Origin of the sequence: Myroides injenensis M09-0166, assembly GCF_000246945.1 — a bacterium.
In the GTDB taxonomy this organism is placed as follows: domain Bacteria; phylum Bacteroidota; class Bacteroidia; order Flavobacteriales; family Flavobacteriaceae; genus Flavobacterium; species Flavobacterium injenense.
On sequence record NZ_BAEX01000058.1, the window covers coordinates 1 to 23,302 of the forward strand.

Annotated in this window: 22 protein-coding genes; 7 read left to right on the forward strand and 15 right to left on the reverse strand. The window is 30.8% G+C overall.

All coding sequences use genetic code 11. The features are described 5' to 3' along the window. Positions 1-972: 972 nt before the first annotated feature. Both RH98_RS16055 and RH98_RS10150 read left to right on the forward strand, forming a co-directional pair. Positions 973-1,164: a hypothetical protein gene (locus RH98_RS16055; RefSeq protein WP_237717529.1), complete on the forward strand. Its 192-nt coding sequence runs from the start codon at positions 973-975 to the stop codon at positions 1,162-1,164. Continuing rightward, entirely contained in the window at positions 1,155-1,523 is a 369-nt protein-coding gene (locus tag RH98_RS10150; protein ID WP_237717530.1) for a CvpA family protein, read from the forward strand. Before RH98_RS16055 ends, RH98_RS10150 begins: the two co-directional genes overlap by 10 nt. Here RH98_RS10150 and RH98_RS10155 read toward each other — a convergent pair. The 8 genes from RH98_RS10155 to RH98_RS10190 form a co-directional block, all read right to left on the reverse strand. Next, a complete protein-coding gene (locus tag RH98_RS10155) occupies positions 1,520-2,281 on the reverse strand; it encodes a tetratricopeptide repeat protein (RefSeq protein WP_010254110.1) in 762 nt (253 codons plus the stop codon). The genes RH98_RS10150 and RH98_RS10155 overlap by 4 nt on opposite strands. Before the next feature lie 3 nt (positions 2,282-2,284). Next, positions 2,285-3,994, reverse strand: coding sequence for a BatD family protein (locus RH98_RS10160; protein WP_010254113.1), 1,710 nt, complete (start codon positions 3,992-3,994; stop codon positions 2,285-2,287). A gap of 56 nt (positions 3,995-4,050) precedes the next feature. Beyond that, positions 4,051-4,980 (reverse strand): tetratricopeptide repeat protein, encoded by a 930-nt coding sequence (locus tag RH98_RS10165; RefSeq protein ID WP_010254117.1) that lies wholly within the window; start codon positions 4,978-4,980, stop codon positions 4,051-4,053. A 22-nt stretch (positions 4,981-5,002) separates the two neighbouring features. Continuing rightward, positions 5,003-6,034, reverse strand: a complete 1,032-nt coding sequence (locus RH98_RS10170) for a VWA domain-containing protein (RefSeq protein WP_010254120.1) — start codon at positions 6,032-6,034, stop codon at positions 5,003-5,005. A gap of 6 nt (positions 6,035-6,040) precedes the next feature. Beyond that, positions 6,041-7,042: a vWA domain-containing protein gene (locus tag RH98_RS10175; protein ID WP_010254123.1), complete on the reverse strand. Its 1,002-nt coding sequence runs from the start codon at positions 7,040-7,042 to the stop codon at positions 6,041-6,043. Then, the gene (locus tag RH98_RS10180; protein WP_010254127.1) at positions 7,039-8,664 is read right to left on the reverse strand and encodes a BatD family protein; all 1,626 of its coding nucleotides are present in this window, start codon (positions 8,662-8,664) and stop codon (positions 7,039-7,041) included. Before RH98_RS10180 ends, RH98_RS10175 begins: the two co-directional genes overlap by 4 nt. 14 nt (positions 8,665-8,678) lie before the next feature. Next, a complete protein-coding gene (locus tag RH98_RS10185) occupies positions 8,679-9,542 on the reverse strand; it encodes a DUF58 domain-containing protein (protein WP_010254129.1) in 864 nt (287 codons plus the stop codon). 87 nt (positions 9,543-9,629) lie between these two features. Continuing rightward, positions 9,630-10,634, reverse strand: a complete 1,005-nt coding sequence (locus tag RH98_RS10190; RefSeq protein WP_010254131.1) for an AAA family ATPase — start codon at positions 10,632-10,634, stop codon at positions 9,630-9,632. 166 nt (positions 10,635-10,800) lie between these two features. Here RH98_RS10190 and RH98_RS10195 point away from each other — a divergent pair, with 166 nt between their 5' ends. From RH98_RS10195 to RH98_RS10205, 3 genes are read left to right on the forward strand one after another with little or no spacing between them, the layout of a single operon-like run. Further along, the gene (locus tag RH98_RS10195; protein WP_010254136.1) at positions 10,801-11,946 is read left to right on the forward strand and encodes a DUF5929 domain-containing protein; all 1,146 of its coding nucleotides are present in this window, start codon (positions 10,801-10,803) and stop codon (positions 11,944-11,946) included. Beyond that, on the forward strand, positions 11,943-12,677 hold the full coding sequence (locus RH98_RS10200; RefSeq protein ID WP_010254139.1) for a metallophosphoesterase family protein: 735 nt from the start codon (positions 11,943-11,945) through the stop codon (positions 12,675-12,677). The genes RH98_RS10195 and RH98_RS10200 overlap by 4 nt, the downstream gene beginning before the upstream one ends. A 39-nt stretch (positions 12,678-12,716) precedes the next feature. Next, entirely contained in the window at positions 12,717-13,274 is a 558-nt protein-coding gene (locus RH98_RS10205; RefSeq protein WP_010254142.1) for a DUF3575 domain-containing protein, read from the forward strand. 73 nt (positions 13,275-13,347) lie between these two features. Here the strand turns inward: RH98_RS10205 and amaB are convergent, their stop codons facing one another. From amaB to dut, 6 genes are all read right to left on the reverse strand, one after another. Then, positions 13,348-14,895, reverse strand: a complete 1,548-nt coding sequence (gene amaB / locus RH98_RS10210) for an L-piperidine-6-carboxylate dehydrogenase (protein WP_010254146.1) — start codon at positions 14,893-14,895, stop codon at positions 13,348-13,350. 87 nt (positions 14,896-14,982) lie between these two features. Further along, positions 14,983-15,516 (reverse strand): 3-hydroxyanthranilate 3,4-dioxygenase, encoded by a 534-nt coding sequence (locus RH98_RS10215; protein ID WP_010254149.1) that lies wholly within the window; start codon positions 15,514-15,516, stop codon positions 14,983-14,985. Positions 15,517-15,529: 13 nt separating this feature from the next. Continuing rightward, complete coding sequence (locus tag RH98_RS10220; RefSeq protein WP_010254153.1) at positions 15,530-16,798, reverse strand: murein hydrolase activator EnvC family protein; 1,269 nt, start codon at positions 16,796-16,798, stop codon at positions 15,530-15,532. A 3-nt stretch (positions 16,799-16,801) separates the two neighbouring features. Next, positions 16,802-17,596, reverse strand: coding sequence for a lipoprotein insertase outer membrane protein LolB1 (gene lolB1 / locus RH98_RS10225; protein ID WP_026038848.1), 795 nt, complete (start codon positions 17,594-17,596; stop codon positions 16,802-16,804). 90 nt (positions 17,597-17,686) lie between these two features. Next, positions 17,687-18,697 (reverse strand): sugar phosphate nucleotidyltransferase, encoded by a 1,011-nt coding sequence (locus tag RH98_RS10230; RefSeq protein WP_010254159.1) that lies wholly within the window; start codon positions 18,695-18,697, stop codon positions 17,687-17,689. A gap of 39 nt (positions 18,698-18,736) precedes the next feature. Further along, on the reverse strand, positions 18,737-19,174 hold the full coding sequence (gene dut / locus RH98_RS10235; protein WP_010254162.1) for a dUTP diphosphatase: 438 nt from the start codon (positions 19,172-19,174) through the stop codon (positions 18,737-18,739). An 877-nt stretch (positions 19,175-20,051) separates the two neighbouring features. Between dut and xseA the strand changes: the two genes are divergently transcribed. Together xseA and xseB are read left to right on the forward strand one after the other, a co-directional pair. Beyond that, complete coding sequence (gene xseA / locus RH98_RS10240; protein ID WP_010254166.1) at positions 20,052-21,542, forward strand: exodeoxyribonuclease VII large subunit; 1,491 nt, start codon at positions 20,052-20,054, stop codon at positions 21,540-21,542. Next, positions 21,503-21,697: an exodeoxyribonuclease VII small subunit gene (gene xseB / locus RH98_RS10245; RefSeq protein ID WP_010254168.1), complete on the forward strand. Its 195-nt coding sequence runs from the start codon at positions 21,503-21,505 to the stop codon at positions 21,695-21,697. Before xseA ends, xseB begins: the two co-directional genes overlap by 40 nt. 92 nt (positions 21,698-21,789) lie before the next feature. Here the strand turns inward: xseB and RH98_RS10250 are convergent, their stop codons facing one another. Beyond that, positions 21,790-23,139, reverse strand: a complete 1,350-nt coding sequence (locus tag RH98_RS10250) for a mechanosensitive ion channel family protein (protein WP_010254170.1) — start codon at positions 23,137-23,139, stop codon at positions 21,790-21,792. Between the last annotated feature and the right edge of the window lie 163 nt (positions 23,140-23,302).

Here is a 23,302-nt window from a genome sequence, read left to right on the forward strand (position 1 = left end):
GAAATTACTTATGGAGGTCATCTTGACTTTTGTAAAATAAACAAATCCTATAATGCGTGTACCAGTACTCCACCTAGTTAGTATAGAATTATATATAGCACCACAGTTATTACTTCCACAAAGAGGTTTAAAGTAAAAATCCCCACTGTTTTAAGTAACAGAAGCTTAAAAACATAGTTTGGGATAAAGAAGTTTCAGAAAATTAAAAATTCCTATTGTCTTCATCTTAGTATCGCTTATCCAATTCATGATAGCCCTTTTGTTTTTAAGCTTTTTAAAAATTACTCATCTAATTATTCAAAGGTCTTTTTTGAATAGAAGTGCTTAAAATGATTGATGAAATCAAGTATTCCATATATGCCTTTAATACTATAGACGATATGACTTTGTCAACACTGCGTCAACAGTTCTTCAAGATTCCTTCAACAAATAGCCCTCTATATGGAGCAATCATGGGGAAGTGTTGAAGAAGTGTTGAAGGATTTGGCTAGAGTCCTTATGAATACTAGCTTTAGCAAGCATCCCAATTTTAGCTCAATAGATTTTTTTTTGTGTTAATGTGTTGTAATTTAGTAAGAAATGTTTTTTAGGGTTGAAAAAAAGTGAGGTGTTTTTTTGTTTTGCTTAGACAGTTAAAGTGCTTACAGAAAACCGTATAATCTATTTGATATAGAAATCTATTTTAAAGACATAACTAATGCTTAAATCCCTTTATCAGAATTGTTTTATTATTGATGATACTGGTTTTGATTTACTGAAGTTTAGAAAGGTATGTTATTGCAAGAACAAATATTTGGTTAAATAGCTTTTCCTCTTTATCCAATAGATCTGATACCATATTATCTACTTGGATAGCGTGGAATTCTATGATTTTTAACGTGATAAGATAAAAGAAGTTTCAGAAAACCAAAAAGTCAAGATGACTTCATGTTCTGTTTTATATAAAAATAATATCTTCGTAAATAAAAAGTTATGTTATTAGATATAATTGTAGGAATTGCTTTGGTTTACGCAATATATAAAGGAGCTAAAGATGGACTTTTTGTCTCTGTGGCTGCTTTTCTGGCTCTTTTGATAGGAATTATAGGCGCTCTAAAGTTTTCTTATATAATTAAAAATTTCTTTTTAATCAGTTTGGGTGGGAATCTAGTTTCTTGCCAGTAGTTGCTTTTATACTTACTTTTTTTATAGCAATTTTAATTGTAAAAGTGATTGCTAAGTTAATTACAAAACTTTTTGAAGCTGTTTTTTTAGGTTTTTTAAATAGATTGTTTGGCGCAATATTTCAAATATTAGTTGTTGTTTTACTTGTGAGTGTATTTTTGTCTTTATTCGATCAAATCAATGCTATTTTTTTAATGGTTAGTCAAGAGTCATTAATGAACTCGATTAGTTATAGAACATATTTAGTGCTTTCAGATTCAGTATTTCCTTCATTTTTTGAGTTAGTAAAAGCATTATTTGAAAAAAGCATAGATGTTATTAAAACACCTATGCCTTTATATGAATCTGAATCTATCTAGATTTCTTTTATATTTTTCTTTTCGATCCAACCTTCTTCTTGATTATCTAAACGTACTCTTATCCAGAGTGATTTAGTTTCAAGAATATATACTTTAGCGCCTTCATGTATAGAGAGTAAGGTTTTAGCTGTACTTTTAGGTTCATCTTTAATATCTGTTTTAAGGCTAAATACTATTCCCGTGGGGATTGTATCTGTATATTTATCCTCAAAGGTTGCAATATATATAGTACCAATCGTTACTAGTACAAACAGCACCACAAGAGCAAATGAACTTTTTTTAATGGCATTGTTTTGATTTATGTAATAAATAGCAAAAAATATAAATACTAAAATAGCTGATAATGTTGCTACAATAGCCCATTGGTCTGTTGTTAATATTTTTAGACATTGATGAATGATATCCTCTTTGTTATATTGCTGAATAATAGTAATGTCATCCTTTAAATTTTTACGAGCATAATTCAAATTCGTTTCAAAACTTTTATTTTTAGGATCTAGTTTTAATGCTTTTTCGTAATTATAAACAGCATTGACATTGTCTTTTGTTTTGTAATATGCATTTGCAAGATTGAAATATAACTCAGGTGAATTACTCTTCTCTTTGCTTAACTTTTGATAAACAGCAATTGCCTCAGAAAAATTCTCATTTTGATAAAGTGTATTTGCCTTGTCAAAATCCTTTTCCCAAGTTGATGTTTGTTGTGCAAAAACAATTGAACTACAAAAGAATACAATAAGATAAAAAATGTTTTTCATTACTTATTTAATTTGTTTTTCCAATTGGGTTATAATATTAATAGCAGATTCATAGTCTTTAAGCATATCCACTTTATCACTAGGGGTATACCTTGCCCATTCACAAGCATTTTTTAAATTCATAAACGATAAAATACCTTCTTGAGTCACATTGTTTTCTTTTAATAGATCTTCAATGTTCTCATTACTCATTTCTGTTGTTTCAATTTTAAGTTTAGCTTTTAAGAAGTTATGTAAACATCTTTCTAATGCTTCATAAAATAACTCTTTATTAGTGATATGCTTTTTAGCTTCACTTAAGTATTTACGAGCGAGTTTATTGTTTCTTCTTAATTTATTACCTTCAATATCTCCATCTTTTGCACGTTTTCTTCTAATTACTAGTATAAAGAATGGAATGGCTAGAAAAGGTATTGCAGTCAAAGAATAGAAAAGTGAAGTATTCCAATACTTATCTTTATATGTATTTACGAAGGTTGCCTTTATTTTTATAGGTTGAAAAAGTTCACTTTCTTCTATTATTTCATCGCCTAATATCTCCTTATTTGTAGGAAGAGTAGGTCCTTCTAATACTGCAATTTGTATACTATCTGTCTGTATAGTTTTATACTTTTTACTTGTTAAGTCAAAGTAAGAAAACTCCATTGGCTCTATGGTATAATTGCCTTTATATTGCGGTATAATAGTATATTCATTTGTTCTTCTTCCTTGCATTCCAAATGCACCAGCATTTAGCTTTTCGGAATATACAGGATCATAGATTTCTAGAGCCGAATGTGCCTTTGGTTCTGGTATATTAAGTAAGTTTAGGTTTCCTTTACCATTTACCTCTACTTTTAGCGTAAGTGTTTCTCCTGCTTTTAATTCTTTTTTAGAAGGAATTACTTTAAAATCAAAATCACCTACTCCACCAGAAAAGTTGTCTGGTTTTCCATTTTGAGGGATATCTTTGGATTTGATTACTATTTTGTTTGTATGGTATTCTTTTTCCATAAAACCATATTCAGGAAAGCCGAAAAAATCTCTTCTACCTGTAAGGACTTGCGCTTGTACTAGCAATCCTAATGGATCAATAGTAAAATCACCTAGCTCTTGAGCCATAATGACATCCTGTTTTATTAGAATGTAATTATATGGTTCACCCTTAAATTTACCTTGTTTTATTTCAGGATCTCTAGTAGGTGGAATGTTGTAAACCCAAAATTTATCGTAAGTAGGAATTTTTGTACCAGAATAACCTCTTAATCCATCTTTAAAATAAATTTTATAACTTATAGTTACTGGTTCATTTATGTAAGGATTTGAATTGGTAACCTCAGCAACTAAATGAATGTCATCTAACGATTGCTGTTGAATTGAATTAATTCTTTCTCTAGGATCTTGTTTTGCAACAGCATCTGTAATTGTAACGGTAATAGGATTCGTTTTATAAATTTTTCCCTCTATCTCAATACTTGCTGAACCTATGTTATATTTTCCTTTTCTTTTAGCTTGTACAAAATAAGAATAGGTTTTATTAAACGATTTTTTACCATTAATCCATGAATAGTTTACAGATTGATTAGGACCACCTACAATTTGTAATTCACCAAAGTTTGGGGGAGTAAAATTATCTCCGTCACTATTCATTGAAAAATCAATGCGCACATTTTCGTTTAGAGGAACGTTGTCTCTGCTCACTTTTGCTTCAAAAGTTACTTGCCCCAAAGCCATTTGAGTGCATATAAAGCATAGTAACAATATGTGATTCTTAAGTGTATTCATTTGTCTTACCAATCTTTTTTGCGTTCTTGACTTTGTTCTTTTTTATCTCCTTTTTTTCCTTTATTTATCAGTCTTTGTTGAACGTTTTTTTCATCTCGTTCAAGAGAATTTAATATGTTTTCCATTTGTGCAGGAGAGATACCAATCGGCAATTCTTTTGGTTGATCTTTGTTGTTTTCGTCTTTCCCGTTATCGTCTTTATTGTCTTTGTTATCTTTGTTATCTTTGTTCTGATCGTCTTTATTGTCCTTGTTATCTTTATTCTGATCGTCTTTATTGTCCTTGTTATCTTTATTCTGATCGTCTTTATTGTCCTTGTTATCTTTGTTCTGATCGTCTTTATTGTCCTTGTTATCTTTATTCTGATCGTCTTTATTGTCCTTATTATCTTTATTCTGATCGTCTTTATTGTCCTTGTTATCTTTATTCTGATCGTCTTTATTGTCCTTGTTATCTTTGTTCTGATCGTTTTTGTCGTCTTGGTTTTGATCGTCTTGTTGAGGATTTTCTTCATTTAATTTTTTCGCTACAGCATAGTTGTAGCGTGTTTCCTCATCTTTAGAATTATTACGTAAGGCATTTTTATATGCTTCTTCTGCTGCTTTATAGTTTTTAAGCTTCATGTATGTATTGCCAAGATTATGATAAGCTTGATGCTTCTCCTCTTTAGTTGTTGCCTTTGTTAGGGCTCGTTTATAAGCTGACTCAGCTTCTTTATATAAATTCTGTCTTAGGAGTGTATTTCCAAGATTATATTCTGCAGTTGAAGCAGTAGTAAGCTTTGAATTAGCAATACGATAAGACGCTTCGGCTTGTGCGAAATGTTTGCTTTCATATCCTTCATTTCCTTTACTAAGCGCTCTACCTGCAGACTGTCCGAAAGTAGCAGGGATAGAAATTAGTATAAATAGGGTGATGTATAAAAAGTTCTTCATAATTATCGAATGTTAAATCATTTTAGTCTTGTTCATTAAATAGATTTAACTTTTTCATCCACAGTGTTTTTCGCTCAAGGATAAACAAGTCAATAAATAATAACAACAGCGCTGCTCCTAAGAACCATTGAAATTGTGATTGGAACTCAGCTATTTGTTGCGATTCAAAATCTGTTTTTTCTATTTTATTAATATCCTTTTTTATTAAATCTACAATTTCTTGTGTATTGGAACCATAGTAATATTGGCCATTAGTAGATTCTGCAATATACTTTAATGTAGTAGGATTAAGTTTTGTGATTACAATTTCGTTATTCCAGTCTCTTTTATATTCTGTTCCTCTCGCTGTCTTTATAGGTATTGGGCCTCCTTTTTCTGTACCAACGCCTATTGTTATAATTCTAATTTTCTTATCTTTTGCAATGGCTATTGCACTATCCATTTCTTCTCCATGATCTTCACCATCTGAGATAAGAATCATAACCTTACTTGTATTTGGATTATCGTAATAATTGCTTGCAACATATATGGCGTCTTCAAAGGCTGTTCCCTGTGATGAAACCATATCAGTATTCATTGTCTGCAAATACATTTTAGCTGCATAGTGATCTGTAGTTATTGGTAACATTGGAAATGCACTTCCTGCGTAGCCAACGATACCAACTCGATCTGGTCCTAAATTATTTATAATCTGTGAAACAAGTTGTTTCATTTTCTCTAATCTATCAGGAGCCATATCTTGTGCAAGCATACTTTTAGATACATCTAAGGTAAATACGATATCTATTCCCTGTCTTTTGACAGTGACTACTTTTGTACCTATTTTTGGATTAACTAGCCCTATAACAATAAAAAGTAATGCTACTAAGTAAAGTGTAGCTTTAATAATCGGTTTATTTTTTGAACGATTAGGTGCTAAAATTCGCATAGCTTTTGAAGAAGCAAAAGCACTTTGTTTTTTCTTTTTCCACAGCAATGTACCAACAAATAGTAATACTAATATTGCAATTGCTATTAATAAAAAGAAATATTTCTTGTCATCTAGTTCCCACATAATATCTTATATAAATCCTCTGAAAAGTGTTTTTCTAATAACAAATTCTATACACAATAATATAAAACTAATTAAAGCAAATAAGTGAAATTTCTCATCGGTATTAACGAATTTTTGTTCGTCTATTTTCGTTTTTTCTAACTGATTAATTTCATCATAGATTTCTTTTAAGCTTTTTGTATCTGTAGCTCTAAAGTATTTACCACCAGTCGTTTTTGCGATATCTTTCATTAACTCTTCATCTAATTCAACAGGTACTTTCTCATAAACGACTTCTCCGTTGCTTCTAATTCCTACAGGAGATTCTGCTAAACCATTAGTACCTATACCTATAGTATAAACTTTGATATTATATTGTTTTGCAATATCAGCAGCCATTTTTGGATCGATTGCCCCAGTGTTGTTTATACCGTCAGTAAGTAATATTATCACTCTACTTTTTGCAGGGCTATCTTTTAATCTATTAACTGCGGTTCCTAGACCTACACCAATAGCAGTACCATCTTTAATATCATCACTATAAACAATGTCCTTCAGGGCATTAAGAATAAGCGGTTTATCACTTGTTACAGGAGTTTTTGTATAGGCTTCAGCTGCATAAATAACTATTCCTATTCGATCGGTAATACGTTGCTTTACGAAGTCACCAGCTACTGTTTTTAAAGCTTCTAAACGATTCGGTTTTAAGTCCCTAGCTAACATACTACCAGAAATATCCATTGCCATTACTATATCGATACCATGAGTGGAATGGACATGATGATCAACGCTTATTACTTGTGGTCTAGCTAATGCTATAATTAAGCCAGCAAATGCAAGTAATCTCAATACAATTGTCAATGGCAATAATTTTACTAACAATGAAGTTTGTCCTTTCACTCCTTTGATAGAGCTTAGCTTAACTGTAGCACGTTCTTTTTTTCTATTTCTATACCATACATAAAAAGCTAATGGTAGTAATAAAAATAGCCAAAAGAGTTCAGGATTTAAAAAGGTTATATTTTTCATTTTGTTTCCTCATTTTTGTATAAAATAGAATCGAATATGCGCTCAGTTAATTGTGCACCATATTTATCATTTTCACGATAGAATACCCAAGTTTGGTCTCTATTTTGACCAAATTTTGTTAGCACTCCCTCAATAATAATTTTCTCTTCTTTTTTATCGGCAGTATTTTGAATAACAAAACTACCTTTTACTCTTGTACCAATAATGCCATTGGCATTTTCAAAATGCTCATCTTTATACTCTATATCTTCTGCGTGATAATTCTGAGTAAGTAAAGTAATAATATGTCCAATAATTTGTTGCTCAGAATATTTAAAATCTTTTGTAGTAACAAAATTACTTGCTACTATATAAATTTTATCCTCTATCGAACCATATCTGAATTGTTGTATTGTTTCTACACCATCAGGTTTAGATTCTTGTGTTAATGGGTCATTTTTTCTTACTAATACAACAGGAGTAGATATAGTTAATCCAGGATTTTGTCCATATGTACTAGTAATCCACTCTTTATCTAATAGTCGTTTTGTGCTATTAAACGTAAATAAATTATATTCTCTTTCTGTAGCGGTATTGATATAATATACAATTCCTGTTGTTATTATTAATACAGATGTTACAGTAACAGGTACCCAAATTCGGAATCTCAATCTTCTTTTTTTGCGTTCTTCACGCAATCTAATACGCTCAGTTTGAGTAGCTGCTGATATAGGATATGCAACATTTATATCTTCTACTATTTTCTGTATTTTTGCTGTATCAGCGACAATTTCCCCCTCAGTAGGTTGTGATTTAGCAAATTTCACTAAATCCGATGTTTCTAATATCCTTTTAAAATCTGCTATAACTTCTGGTTTTATTTTGATAGACTTGTCTCTTAAAGTCGATCTTAATAATGTTATTATCTCATAAGTCGTTAATTCTCTAGCAGAAATATCGAATGTGTCTTCTATAAAAGAGCGGACAATATTAGTCATATCTGAATAGTAAGGTTTAGCATCCCCTCTAGTCCAGTTTTTCTTTCCTTCTAATTTTTTTAGCTTTTTAAGTGCTTTTTCATAAGGTGTTTTATACTTATCATCCTCAGTTAGTTTTTTTTCTTGCTGTCTTTTGATATAGATATAAATAAATACTCCAATTGCAATAGAAAGAAAGACAAAGATTAAATAATACCAATATGTTGAAAAAGAAGCTCCTTGCTTTGATATACTTTTTATATCATACAATGGTGTTTTTAAAGTATCAACAACTACGTTTTGTACATTTATTTTGATTGAGTCAGTATGGTATACTGAGGCATCTACAATAACTGGTATTTGTGGTAATGTATACTCACCTTCATCAAACTGAGTAAGTTCATATTTCTTAATTAATTCAACCAAATTATTATTAACGATGGTATCTGTAGGCGAGGAGTCTATGATATCAAAACTACCAAACTGTTGAGTTTCAGGAAATGTTACTAAATCTCCTGCTTTAGTATGTGCTTTTATCGTTAAGAAAAATCCTTCTCCTATTTTAATATCAGTAGTATCTACAATCGTTTCTATAGGGTTTTGAGAATAAACTCCTACAGAACTCAATAGACATAAAAGGATTATAAAAAGATAATGTTTTTTCATTTTTCTTGCTCTTGTTATCTTGATTTGAAATAACCTAATAGTTTTTTGACATAACTTTCACCTACTTCTATATCGATAGTACCTGCTCCACACTTCTGAAACATTTTGAGGTATTGCACTTCTTTTTTTCTAAAGAATTTATCGTAGTTATTTCTTACTACACTATCAGATGTATTGATAATTAATTCTTCTCTTGTTTCAGCATCAAAGACATTAATCAATCCTACATTAGGAAGTTCTTTTTCCCTTTTATCATATACTCTAATACCTGTAATATCATGTCTTTTTGCAGAAATTTTTAGTGTTTGCTCATAGTTGGGTGTTATAAAGTCAGAAAGAATAAATACAATTGCTTTCTTTTTTAAGACTTTTGACAGGTACTCTAATGCTATTTTCAGATCTGTTTTTTGACTTTTAGGTTTAAATTCTATTAGTTCTCTAATAATTCGAAGCACATGAGTTTTTCCTTTTTTAGGAGGAATAAATAATTCGATTTGGTCTGAGAAAAGTATCAGTCCAATCTTATCATTATTTTGAGTAGCCGAAAATGCTAGTGTTGCAGCTATTTCTGTAATAATGTCTTTTTTGAATTCATCTGTAGAACCAAAGTCTTCAGAACCACTTACATCTACTAATAACATTAATGTCAATTCGCGCTCTTCTTCAAAAACTTTAATATATGGTTCACTGTAGCGGGCTGTCACGTTCCAATCTATGGCACGGACATCATCACCAAATTGATATTGTCTAACTTCCGAAAAAGTCATTCCTCGTCCTTTAAAAGAAGTGTGATATTCTCCCGAAAAGATGTGGTCACTTAATCGTCTTGTTTTTATTTCAATTTTTCTGACCTTTTTAAGTATGTCTTTGGTATCCATGCCGTATTATTCAAAAATGTTCAACCTTCAAAACCTATTTGTAAATTTCACAAATAGGTTGTTCTTATCTTTTATAAAGTACACTTATTAAGGTACTTCAATTTCATTTACAATTTGATTAATGATGTCAACAGAAGTAATATTTTCAGCTTCGGCTTCATAAGTTACTCCTATACGATGTCTTAATACATCAATAACTACCGCTCTTACGTCTTCAGGTATTACATAACCTCTACGTTTAATAAATGCATAACATTTTGCAGCAGTTGCTAAGTTGATACTTCCACGAGGTGATGCTCCAAAACTAATTAGAGGTTTCAATTTCTCTAGTTTAAATTGTTCAGGATAACGAGTAGCAAAGATTATATCTAGTATATATTTCTCGATTTTTTCATCCATATATACTTGTTTTACTACTTGTTGAGCCCTTTTAATTTGTTCTAAAGAAACAACAGGATTGATTTGAATCTTTTCTCCCAATAAATTTTGTCGAATAATTAATCTTTCGTCCTCTAATTTAGGATAATCAATCACTGTTTTAAGCATAAAACGGTCCATTTGAGCTTCAGGCAATGGATAAGTTCCTTCTTGCTCAACAGGGTTTTGTGTAGCCATTACTAAAAAAGGTTGTTCTAACTTGTAAGTATTATCACTAATAGTTACTTGTTTCTCTTGCATGGCTTCTAATAATGCAGATTGTACTTTGGCAGGGGCACGGTTAATCTCATCCGCTAAAATAAAATTAGCAAAAACAGGTCCTTTTCGGATTGTAAAGTCATTTTCCTTTACATTGTAAATCATCGTTCCTATTACATCAGCAGGTAGTAAGTCTGGTGTGAACTGAATACGATTAAATGATCCATGAACAGCTTTAGAAAGTGTATTAATAGCCAATGTTTTTGCTAATCCTGGTACACCTTCTAACAATATGTGTCCTTGACCGATAAGACCAATTAATAAGCGGTCAATCATATGCTTTTGACCTACAATAGCTTTATTCATTTCCATCGTTAGTAAATCGATGAAGGCACTCTCTTTTTCAATTAGTTCGTTTAATTCACGAATATCATAATTTTGTGCTGTTGTATCCATACTTGTTTTTTTATTAAAATATGCTCTTTTCTAATACTTTATGCAAATTGAAAAAATATTCTTTATCAAGTTGTTAATATATGGTTAAATATATCAAGGTACTTTGACTATTGGCGTTGAATTATGACTTTCTTTTTATAATTTTAAGATTTTAAATTCAAATGTTGTGATTAATAAGCGCTTACTCATAAAAAATTTACTTGCCTACTATGACGAGAATAGTTTTTATGATAAAAAAAGGCAACTTAATTTACATACCAAATCAGGTAAGGCTAAATTCTTAAAACATATTTGTGCGTTATCTAATTCTAACCCAAAGAATAATTCTTACATTATTGTGGGTGTTGAAGATACATATAATTATATTATTGGAGTAGATTTTTATGATGATAGTAAAATACAAAATCTTGTCAATGCCTATTTAGAAAACCCTCCTAGCATAACTTATGACAATATTCCTTTTAGTAACCTGCCTAAGGATAAAGTAGTTGGTCTTGTAACAATTTCAGCAAGTAGTAAATTAACGTATTTCAAACGGACTATTAATGATATTCAAGATGGAACATTTTTTTATAGGGTAGGCAGCACTTCTATTCCAAATGTGCAAATGGATTTGTTTGACAATCAGAGTATAGTTACGAATATTGAGAATAACTCACAAAATGACCTAAAGACGATACTTGACAGTGTAGTTACCTTTATGGTGGAAACACATAAAGATTTAAAACCTCAATATTGTGTTTTTAAAGAACAGTTTATTATTTGCTGGGCAGGTAATCGGAAGCATATAAGAGGAAATTTGTTTTATTCTCGCGTAGATATTGAATTTGTTAATGAGCAAATAAAATTGTTTTATTCTGACTTAGATGCTGTTACTATTTATTATGACAATAATGAATTTGTAATTACTGAATATCTTAATCTTGGTTTGAATGACAAGACTAGTTATTATCCGTTTGAAGAGGTAGCAATAAATTTTTATGATAATGGAACTTATGGTATTTCTAACACATTATTATTTGAACCTCCGAGGTATAATAAAAATATTCTAGGACATATTTATGCAAGTACTTTGAATGTGATATATAAATTACAATATGGTTTGAAGTTAACTAATAAAGAAGAACGAGTATTAAATAAGCTTTGTTTTAATATGATGCTTTGTTATCTAAATGGTTTTGAAAATGCCAAAGACGAACTTATCGACGTTAAAGATTATTTAAAAAATCATAGTGATCCCCAATTGTTTATAGCCTTCAAAGAAGTAATGCGTATCTTGCGAAAACTTAAATATGAAACTGATCAAGAATGAGTAGAACATTAGTAATAGGGGATATACATGGTGGTTATAAAGCATTATTACAAGTATTAGAAAGAGCAAAAGTAACAAAGGAAGATACGCTTATTTTCTTGGGTGATTATGTGGATGGATGGAGTGAATCAGAAAAAGTAGTTGATTATTTATTGCAACTAAAGCAATCACATCAATGTATCTTCTTAAGAGGAAATCACGAAACATTGCTTGTAAAGTGGCTTAATACAAAAGAAGAAAATAAAGTATGGGAACGCAATGGGGGAGATGCTTCAATGAAATCATATAGTATTCTTTCTGAAGAGGAATTAGATAATCATATGATCTTTTTTAATGAACTTAAAAATTATTATATTGATGATGAAAATCGATTATTTGTTCATGGAGGTTTTACTAATCCTAGAGGAATAGAAACAGAATTCTTTACTGAATATCTTTATTGGGATCGTACGCTATGGGAGATGGTGATGAGTATGGATGTTAACTTAGATAAAGAGTCGCCATGCTACCCAAAAAGATTAAAGCATTATAAAGAGATTTATATTGGACATACACCTGTAACTAATTTTGGCTTTACTAATCCTACTAATTTTGCTAATGTTTGGAATGTTGATACAGGAGCTGCTTTTTTGGGTAAAATATCAATTCTTGATATTAATACGAAAGAGTTTTGGCAAAGTGATACTGTAGCTTTATTTTATCCTGACGAAGAAGGTAGAAATCACAAATAATAAAGCAAATTATTATATTTGCTAAAAATAAATGAACTTATGAAAAAAGTACTACTAGGGCTATTATTGATAGGATCTGTTTTCAGTGCAAATGCCCAAGCGCTTAATGAGGTGAAAGTAAATGTATTGAATACATTAGTGCTAGCTTCTGTAGAGATCGGTTATGAGCATTTTATTGATCATAATCAGTCAGTAGGAGCTAACTTTAATATCAATGATCGCTTCTCTTATCATGGAGAGAAAAAAAGTAAGAATCAAAAATTCAAAACAAATAGTTTATTAGTAAATTACAATTATTACTTTGGAGGAAAAACTGGTGCGAATGGTAGTGGATACGTTGTTTCTCCGTTTTTAAAGTACCGTTTTGGAAATTTTGAAGAAGATAAATGGAATGATTTAGCACAAGCTGACATGACAGTGAAAACAGATATGGACAGTTTTATATTTGGTGTTGGAGTAGGATATAAATGGGCTTTAGGAGATTCTTTCACTATAAATCCTTTTGCAAATATTGCACGTAACTTTAGTAGTGATGTTAATGATCGTTTCTCTGCTATTGAATTTAATGCAGGTATAAATATTGGTTATAGATTCTAAGGAATATAGAATTAGAATTATGATAAAAAAGAGAGAGGATGTTTAATTAAACATCCTCTCTCTTTTTTATTATTTAAAAGTCAAACTTTATCCCTTGTGCTAGCGGTAAAGCTGTACCGTAGTTAATTGTATTAGTTTGTCTTCTCATATATGCTTTCCAAGCATCTGATCCAGATTCTCTACCTCCTCCTGTTTCTTTTTCACCACCGAAGGCTCCTCCAATTTCTGCTCCTGATGTACCAATATTAACGTTTGCAATTCCACAATCTGACCCTGCATGTGATAAGAAATGTTCCATTTCTCTCATATTCGTTGTAAAAATGGCAGAGGATAATCCTTGAGGTACGCCATTTTGCATTGCAATAGCTTCATCAAGCGTTTTATATTTCATTACATATAAAATAGGAGCAAAAGTTTCCGATTGTATTATTTCGTAATCATTTTCACCTTCAATAATACATGGCTTTACGTAACAGCCACTCTCATAGCCTTCACCTTCTAATACACCTCCTTCTACTATTACTTTACCTCCTTCTTGTTTTGCTTTTTCTATAGCGGTTAAATAATCTTGTACAGCTCCTTTATCAATGAGTGGACCTACATGATTATTAGCATCAAGAGGATTTCCTATTTTTAATTGTGCATACGCACTTTTTAATACTTGTAATGTTTTGTCGTAAACACTTTCGTGGATAATCAATCTGCGTGTAGACGTACATCGTTGTCCAGCAGTTCCTACTGCACCAAAAACTGCTCCTACTAGTACCATATTAATGTCAGCATGTTCTGAAACAATTATAGCATTATTTCCTCCTAACTCCAAAATAGTTTTACCAAAACGTTCTGCAACTGTTTTAGAAACATGTCTACCTATGCGGGTAGAACCAGTAAACGATATTAATGGAATTCGTGGATCGTTATTCATTAAATCACCACACTCATTGCCTATAACAAGGTTGCTAACTCCCTCAGGAATATTATTTGCTTTAAAGACTTTGGTGATTATATTTTGGCAAGCTACGCCGCATAAAGGAGTCTTAGAGCTAGGTTTCCATACACATACATCTCCACATATCCATGCAATCATCGTATTCCAACTCCAAACTGCAACAGGGAAATTAAATGCAGAAATGATACCAACAATTCCTATAGGATGCCATTGTTCATACATTCTATGCTCAGGTCTTTCAGAGTGCATTGTCAATCCATATAGTTGACGTGATAAGCCTACTGCGAAGTCACAGATATCAATCATTTCTTGTACTTCACCGTATCCTTCCTGTAAACTTTTACCCATTTCAAATGAGACAAGTTTCCCTAGATATTCTTTATTATTGCGTAGTTCTTCTGCTATTTGTCTTACGATTTCTCCTCTTTTTGGAGCAGGTACTAAACGCCAGGTTTTAAATGCTTCTTCTGCTGTTTGAATAACTTTTTCATAATCCTCAGCAGTTGTCGTTTTTACCTTTGCAATTAATTGCCCATTTACGGGTGAGTAAGATTCTATAATTTTCCCGTTGGAGAAAGTGTTTATTCCTGTAGATGTTCCATTGTTTAGCTCTTGTAAGCCTAATTTTTCTAGGGCTTCAGCGATGCCAAATTGGTCTTTGTTTGTTGTCATTTTTAATAATTTATTAGTTTTTATAGTTGATTGGTAATCGCTAATATATAAAAAATAACAGCAAAAAAAGAGTATGCAAAAATATCTTTATTTGACAAATTTTGGATCTGTATCCATTATTGTATTACAATGTTTACAAGTTCTTAACTCTTGAGAAGAGTAAAAATGTTTAAAATGAGGTAAGAAATCAGTTTCAATATTGGTAAGTTCAAAATAGACTTCATATAGCTTAGTATTACAATTTTCGCAATACCAGATTAAACCGTCTTTTCCTACTGCACCCTTTCTCTTTTTTTCTACCACAAGCCCAACAGAGTTTTCTGTTCTAATAGGTGAATGTGGGACTTTTGCTGGTAATAAGTAGATATCTCCTGCTTTTAGAGTGATGCGTTTGCGTTGGTCTTCTACTTGTATATCAATATAGATAGTACCTTCTAACTGAAAGAAGAATTCTTCAGCTTCATTGTAATGAAAATCTTTTCTAGCATTTGGACCACCGACTACCATAATGATATAGTCATCGGATAAAGGGTAAATATTTTTATTACCAACAGGAGGTTGAAGTAATTCTCTATTTTCTTCAATCCATTTGTATATATTTAATGCTCCTTTTATATGCATATCTATTGCGTCATTAATTGCTACGACTTAACCACACTTGTGGATTATTAATGTCAGTATTATGAGTTAATAAGAATTTTAAAACAGTTTTACCTGAACTATTAGTGTTAACAACACCTATTTTTTGTTTTAATGTTACTGTATCACCTTTTTTGACGGTTACTTCACTTAAGTTTTGATAGACAGTGATGTAATCTCCATGTTGTATTAATACTGCTTTATTTCCTCCAGGTAAAACTTGAACTTGTAATACTTCTCCTTGGAATACGGATCTAGCTATGGCACCTTCCTCTGTTGATATTTCTATTCCACTATTATGTATAGTTAAATGAGTTTGAACTGGGTGTGGCTGATCTCCATAGCGAAGAGAAATATAGCCTTTTTCCACAGGCCACGGTAATTTACCTTGATTTGCCTTAAAGTTATCTGCTACAATCTTTCCTTCTGGTGTCAATTCAAATGCTGCAGTAGTAGAACTTGCACCTGTTGTTGATTTAGTAGTAGTTTTACCAGCTTTAGCTGCAGCCTCTCTAGCTTTTCTATTTGCTTCTGCAATAGCCTCGCGGATTAATTGCTGTATTTTTTTATCAATAACTTTAGTTTCTTCTTGTTTCTTCTTTATCTGATCATTGTATTTTTTCTGATCTTTCTGTACTAAAGCAATTAAGTCTTTTTGTTCTGCTAAGTCAGTCTCTAATGCTTTTTGATTACTTTGCTGTTCTGCCAGTAATTTTCTTTGTTTTTCTTTTTGTACTTCCAGCTTTGCAATGGTTTCTTTTAATAAGACAGATTTCTCTTTTAATTCTTCACCTTGTTCTTTTCTATACTCTGCATACTGTTTTAAGTACTGTACTCTTTTATAAGCTTGTAAAAAGTTGTCAGATGACAATATATACATAACTCGACTTTGATTAGAGCGACTTTTATAAGATTTAGCGATTATTTCAGCATAATCTTTTTTTAGCTTTTCTAATTCTGCTTCTAGTTTTTCAACTTCTTTTTGATTTTTAGCAATACTAGTATTCGTAGCATTAATTTGTTGCTGCACGTTTTTAATTAGTTGACGGCTTAAATTTATTTTACGATTGTACTCTTCTATTTCAGATAGAATATTGCGTTCTTTACTTCTTTCAACTTGAAGTAGTTGTTGAACATTTTTGATTTCTAATAAAATCTGTTGTTTTCTGCGTTCCAGCTGTTCTTGAGTCTCTTTACCTTGAGCCCAAGCACCACCTCCAAGCACTGAAATAAAAAATAATATGCTAAAATATAATGGTCTCATTAACTAGTTTTGAATGCCTTTATTAAAAGTAATTCGCTTATATCCACTAGGAACTTTATAACTTAAGTTTATATCTTCATTAAAAGTAACCTTATCATAACGAATGTTCAAATGTATGCTTTTTTCTTGTTCTGCTTTAATATTTATTTCAGTAGGAGCAGTATATTTTCCTATTCGTTGATAATTAGGATAACTTATTGTAACACTGCGATTATTAAATGGTTCAGTAATTTCTTCTTTCTTTAATAATCCATTTTTATCTTCGAAGTAATAAGTAGATTGTATATCTTGATCTATTATTGATTCTATTTTGTGTAGTCCTTCTTCTATCGAAGCTTGATAATTTTTTGTAGATTCCTTACTGTCAAGTGCTTGTCCTAGTAATAAATTTTGAAATCGATTGAAATCTAAATCGGTTCCTATCCATTGGCTTAACATATCAAAATCTCCTTCAAAGTAAGTCTTATTCCATTTTTCGTAATACTCTACTTTTTCAGGAGTAATTAATACTTTTGCAATAGGGAAGCCTAAAAAACGTATGTTAAGGACTATCTTTTTATCTTTTTCAATAAGAATATCCAAAGCAAATTTTTGATTTTGCTTTTCACTTTCATATGATGCAGAACTTCTAATAGAGGAAGTTTTGAAGTTCTGTGCATTCTTACTATGCTCATTTAATATTGTTAATACTGTTTTTGTATTGCTTGCATCAGATTCATCTAATAAAGAACCTGTTTTATTTTTCTTACAACTTACGATTAAGAAGATGCAAAACAGCATTAATATTATTTTTTTCATACTTCAGTTTCTTGTAAAAGGTTAATTGTGAACCAATATAATTAAAAAAAATCCGTTTTAAATAAACTTTAAAACGGATTTAAGACTTTTTTATTCTAAAACTGAATAGTCACCAATACTTACACTTGTATGTTTACCATCGTAAGTAGCGTGATTCCCTATCATCGCATTATCGAGGTGAGCATTTCTAATTGTAGCATTCGTTTGTATAAGGCTATTTTTTATTGTAGCATTTTCTACTATTGAGTTGGCACCTAATGAAACATTTGGACCAATAGTTGTATTTTTTAGAACAACATTCTCACCTATATAGCAAGGACGAATAATTGTACTATTTTCAATAGTGATATTCTCAGCTATAAAATTTTCATTATCATGTTCTAAGAAACCAAGCATACGATTGTTTGTATCTACAGTAACGTTTTTATTACCACAATCCATCCATTCAGCAACTGTACCAGGAACAAAACGCATTCCTTTTTGCTTCATGTTTTCCAAAGCGTCTGTCAGTTGATATTCTCCTCCTTTAATGATATTATTATCTAGTAGATATTCTAATTCTTTGCGAAGCGTCTCTCCACTTTTAAAATAGTAAATACCGATAATTGCTAAGTCAGAAACGAAGTTTTTTGGCTTTTCAACAAAATCAATAATTTCATTTTTATCATTTAATTGTACCACACCAAAAGCACTTGGATCTTCTACTTGTTTTACCCAAATTACGCTATCTGCATCTTTATCTAAGTTAAAGTCAGCTCTGAAAAGAGTATCTGCATATGCCACTACAATCGGACCTTGCATACTTTCTTTAGCACATAAAATAGCATGAGCAGTTCCTAATGCTTCATTTTGATAATTAATAGTTCCTTTTGCTCCAAGTTTTTCAGCTATTTGTACTAAGTCATTTTCTACTTGTTTACCAAAGCTTTCATGGATGATAAAAGCAATTTCGTCAATTTTGTCATTTAATACTTTAGCAATATCTTCCACTAGACGGTGAACAATTGGTTTACCTGCTATAGGAATTAATGGTTTTGGAACTGTTAAAGTATGTGGTCTTAGACGTGATCCACGTCCAGCCATTGGAACAATAATTTTCATTCTCAGTATTTTTTTAATGTTGTAATTCTTAGTTATCCTCTATTTATGACCTGTACTACCAAATCCCCCTGCACCTCTTTCAGTTTCTGAAAGTACTTCAACTTCATCCCATTGAATTTGTTCATATTTTGCAATAACCATTTGTGCTATGCGCTCACCATTTTCTATCGTAAAAGGCTCTTTTGATAGATTAACCATTATTACACCTATTTCTCCTCTATAGTCAGCATCAATTGTTCCGGGTGTATTTAATAACGTAATCCCTTTTTTGGCAGCTAGTCCACTACGTGGACGAATTTGAGCTTCATATCCATTAGGCAGTTCTATAAATAAGCCTGTTGGTACAATAGCTCTTTCCAAAGATTCTAAAGTAATTGGCTCAGATAGATTAGCTCGTAAATCCATTCCTGCAGATTGCACTGTCTCGTAATTTGGTAATGAATGGTTTGATTTATTAATAATCTTGATTGTAGTCATAGTCATCTTTTAAATAGATTGCAAATATAAAAAAAGATAATGATAAGTTTCTTAAGTACTTGTATGAAGTGTTGGCTAAGTCATATCTATTAATTTATAGAAGGAAGTATTGTGATGTATCTCTGGAGGCATATTTTGACCATTTATTTGGCGTAGTATTACTCTTTTATCTAGAGTAGATGTTAGCTATTATTTCTTTATCTCTAACTATTTTTATAAGCTTCTGTAAATCAATACCAATATTGATGAAATAATCCTAATAGGGGTACTTCGACAATAATTAATTGATTAGAAATGTATTCAAAATAGATTTCTGTACCAAATATACCCATTACATATCAATAGACTATGAGGTTTTCAGTAAACACTTTTATTATCTGAGCAAAATAAAAACTACCTCACTTTTTTTTAAGCCTAAAAAACATATCTAACTAAATTACAATACCTTAGCCTAAAAATGATTTATAGAGTTAAATTTAGGATGCTCGCTAAGGCTAGTATTCATAAGGACTCTAGCCAAATGCTTCAACACTTCTTCAACACTTCCCCATGATTGCTCCATATAGAGGGCTATTTGTTGAAGGAATCTTGAAGAACTGTTGAAGCACTGTTGAAAAAATCATATCTTCTATAGTAATAAAGGTATATATGAAATCAAATATTTAAGAGATCATTTTAGGGTACTTCTATTCAAAAAGGTATTTGAATAATTAAAAGATTAATTTTTAAAAAGTTTAAAAATAAAACGGCTGCAATGAATTGGATGAGTGATAATAGGATGACATTTATGAAAAAATGGCTAGCTCTTTTATATAGGTAATCATAAGCAACAATTTGGTGAAAGATTGTACTTTTGTTAATTCACTACTATAATAATATGGAAGAGCAAGAAAAAAAATGGTTTACTTTAAGTATCATTCTCAACAGAGTGAAAACTATATTCGATAATTCTATATCGGGTAAATCATTTTGGATGAAAGTTGAAATAGCTCAGATAAAAGAAGATAGAAGAGGACATATCTATTTAGAATTAGTAGAGAATATTGATGGCGTAGTACTCGCGAAGTGTAGAGCAACGATATGGAATAGTACTGCTAATAGATTAAAGATTAAACTAGGAGAGCAGGCTGAGAAAGTTTTAAAAGAGGGGACTGAAATTTTATGTTTATGTGATTTAATTTATAGTCCTGTTTATGGAATGTCTATTAATATACTAGATGTTGATTTAAGTTTTGCCTTAGGAGAGTTAGAGCGCCAAAAGCAAGAAACAATCAAGAAACTACAGCAAAAAGGATTAATTAATTTAAACAAAGAGAGAGAATACCCTATTGTCATTCAGAGGATAGCACTTATCAGTGCAAAGGGAACTGCAGGACATGAAGATTTTGTTAATCACTTAAAGTCTAATGAATATGGATATTATTTTGATGTAGATAACTTCGATAGTAAAGTTCAAGGTGAAAATGCTCATATTTCTATTATTGAAAGGCTTAGTCAAATTCCTGAAAATGTATATGATGTTGTTGTTCTTTTAAGAGGTGGGGGAGCGACTTTAGATCTGGATGTGTTTAATAATTATGCATTAGCTGAAAAAATAGCAAAAATGCAAACTGCTGTCTTTACTGGAATCGGTCATGAAACTGATATCACTATTGCAGATTTAGTAGCAAATACTCGTTTTAAAACTCCTAGTGCGGTAGCAGCGTTTATTATTGAAAGGGCATATCAATTTGATGTGAAAGTAAGTCGTTCTTATGAGGGGATTCAAGAAGTATACAGAAACAAGATATTAGTTAAACAGCATAGTCTAGAATTAGCAATGACTAGCTTAAAATCGGAAAGCAAACAGTTGCTTAGTTTTACTAATAATAGTTTGCAGTCTTGTTCTAATCAAGTTATTCATAGTGCTAAAAAAAATCTACTAAGCGAAAAGACTAAATTAGCAATGATGTTGCAAAATATTCAGTATAAACCTACTGCCTTTTTACTTTCAGCAGAACAATCATTAAAGAAGAGAGCACAATTTCTAGCTTTGTTTGCTGAGCAGGTAGTTTTAGAAGCTAAGAATAAAATTGATTCTTCAGGAGAAATGCTTTCCTATAGATTGGATAGTTTATTTAAAAAGGAGAGATTGAAATTAGAAAGATTAGAAACTATTCCTGAATTTTATAACTTTGAATCTATATTAAAAAAGGGTTTTGCTATTGTTAAATTAAATGGACATACAATTAATCAATATACTACATTATCGATTGATGATGAATTAGAAATAGAAATTTATAACAAGGTTTACCTTGTACAAATAAAAAATATTAAAGAAATAGAAAGATGGAAAAGCTTACTTACGAAAAAGCAGCAAACGAATTAGAGCAAATACTTAGTGAACTGAAGAATGATGAAGTAACGGTAGATGAGCTAGCTATAAAAGTAGAGCGAGCTTCAAAACTAATAGTTTTTTGTAAAGAGAAACTAAGTTCGACAGAGAAAAAAGTAGATGGTATTATTGAAAAATTAGGGCTATAGAGCTATCATGATTTTTCATAAGGTTTTCATATAAAGAATGGGACTGTTTAGTTTTCTAAACAGTCCCATTTTGTTTTACTATCTAATTTTGATTAATGCGATTTATGATGATCAGAATGTTGATCATGGTAGCTATTAGATATAAATTGTCTAACATCATCTGACGAAGGCAATTCAAATACTTCTAAATGGAAGTATTCTACTGCTGCTAACACATGATCAAATATATCAGCCATTACATTTTCGTAAAACACCCATTGTGTGCTATTAGTAAACATATATAATTCGATAGGTAGACCATGTTCTGTAGGTTGTAAATGCCTTACCATCAAGAAATACTCTTTGTGAATATTGGGATTTTGTTGGGCATATCGCAATACATAAGCTCTGAATAATCCTATATTCGTTATTCTTCTTCCATTAACAGGCATGGATTGATCAGCATGTGTTTCTCTATTGTAGTTTTCTATTTCTTTTTGTCTTTCTTCTATATAAGGAGCCAAGAGTTGTATTTTCTTTAATTGTTCTATCTCATTCTTTTCTAGAAAGCGTATAGATGACATTTTAATATTAATACTTCTTTTTATTCGGCGACCTCCAGAGTTATGCATTCCTCTGTAGTTTTTGAAAGAATCACTGATTAAAAAATAGGTTGGAATTGTAGTAATTGTTTTGTCGAAATTCTGAACCTTTACAGTACTAAGATTAATTTCTAGCACTGTACCATCAGCACCAAATTTGGTCATTTCTATCCAATCACCTACACGTACCATATCATTTGTGGAAACTTGAATACTTGCTACAAACCCCATAATAGTATCTTTAAATACTAACATTAGGATGGCAGATGCAGCACCTAATGATAGAAATAAGTTTGAAGCAGATTGACCTGTAATTGATGTATAGATAAAGATCGCTGCAAAAAAATATAGAAAGATACTTGATACCTGTGAGTAGCTATCTATAGGTTTATCCGCAAGGGTCGGTTTTGTTTTAGCATAATCTCTAATACTCTTTATAATTGAACGCAATACAAAAGTTAATGCTATAATTAAAAGAATATTAGTAAGAACAACCATGAACTTTGTTAAGTTAGGAAAGCCTTTAAAGAATATTGGGAACAATATTTTAGCAACAAAGACAGGTATTAAATGTGTGAAATTATGAAATAGCTTATTTTCTATAAGAATATCATCAAACTTTGTCTTACTTCTCGCAGCGAATGATTTTACGACTACTATAAATATATTTTTTAGAATATAATCTAATATGAACATTACTATAGTGAAGGCTAAAAGTAATGTAATTGTTGTAGTCACATGAGTTTCATATTCAGGAAGACTTAGTGATTGGATAATAGAAAAAAACCAATTATATAAGCCATTAAAATTTGAAGGGTCTATTATATTGTCTAAAGGAGATGAATTCAACAAATATTTCATTGTTTTTAGTACTGATTTAATTGTTTATAAAGAGGTAATATAAGATTATTATTGGATTATGCAAGTTTACTTGTTTTTTAATTATTCTAATAATGTATTAAGATAGATTTAGAATATTATAATGATGTCAAGTCTTTATGCAACTATGTTCAGGTGATAGGAT